This window comes from Clostridia bacterium (assembly GCA_019683875.1).
Classification (GTDB): Bacteria; Bacillota; Sulfobacillia; order RBS10-35; family Bu92; genus Bu92.
Window position 1 is genome coordinate 1 of record JADGHN010000180.1, and the last position, 2,620, is coordinate 2,620.

A 2,620-nucleotide genomic window follows, 5' to 3' on the forward strand; every position below is an offset into this window, starting at 1 on the left:
CGGACATCTCCCTGTCGACGTTCAACGCCTACTCCCGCGTGGTGTACACGCAGGATGCGCTGAAAATCGTGCGCGACCACCCCGTCCTCGGCGTCGGCGGAGGCGGATGGAACGCCGTCTACCACGCGTACCAGACGTTCAACTATTACACGACCCAGGTGCACAACGACTTCGCGCAGGTGTGGGTGGAGGTCGGCACGGTCGGGCTCCTGCTCTACCTGGGCCTGTGGGTCGCGTTCCTGTGGGCGGGCGTGCGGCTCTGGCGGGCCGACGCCACCTCGCCCGGCGTGCCCGCGCTGGTCGCGGCCGCGGTGCTGGGGGCGCACAGCGCCATCGACTTCAACCTCTCGCTGGGCGCGATCAACCTCTTGTTGTGGAGCCTCTGGGGTGTCGTCTGGGCGGAGGCGCGGCTGGCGGCCGCGGGCGGCGCCGGGCGGAGTGATGCCGCGGCGCCGGCTGGGGGGCCGGCTACCGGTGCGGCGGCCGCCGGTCCGGGCGCGGCGCGGCCGGAGGTGGCGGCGGCGCGGGGCGGGGCCGATCGCCCGCGGCCGCGCCCCCGTCGCTCCGCGGCACGGTCCTCGGGCTCCTCGTGGGGCGCCGCGGCGGCGTTCCACGCGCTCTGCGGCCTGGCCCTCCTCGGCACGCTCATCCTCATGCTGGGCTACGCCAGCGGCGACGCCGCGGCCCAGGCGCTGAATAGCGGCGACGCTCAACGGGCGCGCACGCTGTTCCAGCGCGCCGTGGCGGCCGACCCGTTCCAGGCCACGTATCGCATGGATCTCGGGCAATCGCTGTTCCTGGTGGGCGACGCCGACGGCGACGCCGGCCTGAAGGCCCAGGGCATGGCCGCCATGGCCCGCGCCGTGCGCATGGTCCCGTACGACGCCAACCTGCACACCACGTACGCGAACTACCTCCTCCGCGCCGGCGACATCCCGGCGGGACTCGAAGAACTGCGGCGCGCGCTGCGGCTCAACCCGACCGAGCCGCGCCGCTACGAAAACCTGGCCGCCGGCCTGGTCAGCGCGGCGGCGGCGTACGTGCGGGCGGGCCATCCGGAACAGGCGCGGCCGCTCCTCGACGAAGCTGTCGCACTGCCGCAGAAGCTCAGGGCGCAGCACGACGCCGAGCCGGAGGCGGCGCAGTCGCAGCGCACGCCGGAGCGCACCGACGCCTTGGACGGTTTCGCCGGCCGGGCGTACGCCATGCGGGGCGACTGGGCGCAGGCGGCGCCGCTCCTGGAAAACGGCACGCGCGTGGCCCCGCAGCCGACAGCCGGCGAGGCGGCGCTGTGGCTGGGGCTCGTCAGGCAGAAGACAGGCGCGCCGGACGCCCAGGGCGCGCTGGATCGCGCGCGCAAGCTGCTGGGCGGCGCCTACGATCAGGCGCTGAAGGAGACGGAGCCGCTCGTTGGGGCGGTGAAGTGAACCCGGCGAGGGCGCTGAAGACGATGTCGACGGCAAAGCGAAACGGGACGGTGACGGGAATGGACGCGATCGTGCTGGCGGCCGGCCGGGGGGTGCGCATGGGGCGCGACGTGCCCAAGCAGTTCCTGCGCCTGGCCGGCAAGCCGCTCCTCGTGCACGTGCTGGAGGTCTTCGAGGCGCTTGAGGACGTCGACCGCGTGTGGGTCACGGCGCTGGCGGGATATGAGGACGAGTACCGCCGCCTCTTCGAGCAGTACCGCCTCGAAAAGCCGGAGCTGGTTCCGGGCGGCGAGACGCGACAGTGGTCCGTGGCGCGGGCGCTCGAGTCCGTGCGCAGCCCCCGCGTGATCGTGCACGAGGCCGTGCGGCCCTTCGTCACGGCCGACTTCGTCCGCGGCCTTCTCGCGTGGCCGGACGCGGCCGTCGTGCCGACGCAGCCCATTCCCTTCACCGTCGCCGAGGGTGACGCGTTCATGACGGCGGAGCTCAACCGCGCGCGCCTGCACAACGTGCAGCTGCCGCAGGTGTTCAACACGGCCGTCCTGCGTGAGGCGCATCGCCGCTTCCGCGAGCCCGGCGATGCCACGGAGGACTCGCTGCTCGTCTTCCGCCTGGGGGAGCGGGTCCGCTTTGTGCCCGGGCGGGAAGAGAACATCAAGATCACGACGCCGCTCGACCTTCAGCTGGCCGAGCTGATCTACCGTGAGCGCTGAGGGCGGGCGCGTCGTCATCGTCACGGGGGCGAGCCGCGGCATCGGCCGCGCGATCGCCGTGGAGCTGAGCCGCGCGGGGGAGTCCGTGGTGGCCGTGGCGCGCACGGCGGCGGACCTGGAAGAGACGCGCCGCTTCATGGAGGAGGTCCGTCCGGCTGGAAGCGGCGCGCGGCACGCCGTCTTCACGGCCGACGTCACGCGGGAGGACGAGGTCGAGGCCCTCTTCCGCGCCGTGGCGGAGCGGTACCGGCGCGTCGACGTGCTCGTCAACAACGCCGGCCACGTCGATCCGGTGGGGATCCTCGAGATGACGCTGGAGAACTGGTCGCGGACGCTGGCGACGAACCTCACGGCCGCGTTCCTCTGCACGCGGGAGTTCGTGCGCGCGAACAAGCGCGTCGGCGGGAAGATCATCAACATCGCGAGCACCGCCGGGCTGACGCCCCGCCCGGGGTGGAGCGCGTACGCGGCGGCGAAGGC

3 protein-coding genes are annotated in these 2,620 nt (G+C 73.2%); all 3 read left to right on the forward strand.

Translation table 11 applies throughout. The features are described from left to right. On the forward strand, positions 1-1,427 hold a 1,427-nt coding region (locus tag IRZ18_09615), incomplete at its 5' end, for an O-antigen ligase family protein (protein ID MBX5477363.1). A gap of 59 nt (positions 1,428-1,486) precedes the next feature. Continuing rightward, positions 1,487-2,140, forward strand: coding sequence for a 2-C-methyl-D-erythritol 4-phosphate cytidylyltransferase (locus tag IRZ18_09620; GenBank protein MBX5477364.1), 654 nt, complete (start codon positions 1,487-1,489; stop codon positions 2,138-2,140). Then, on the forward strand, positions 2,130-2,620 hold a 491-nt coding region (locus tag IRZ18_09625; protein ID MBX5477365.1), incomplete at its 3' end, for an SDR family NAD(P)-dependent oxidoreductase. The genes IRZ18_09620 and IRZ18_09625, both read left to right, overlap by 11 nt.

Bases quoted from the DNA above. Each gene is read 5' to 3' on its own strand.
- IRZ18_09620 (MBX5477364.1), top strand. From the start codon at position 1,487: ATGGACGCGATCGTGCTGGCGGCCGGCCGGGGGGTGCGCATGGGGCGC.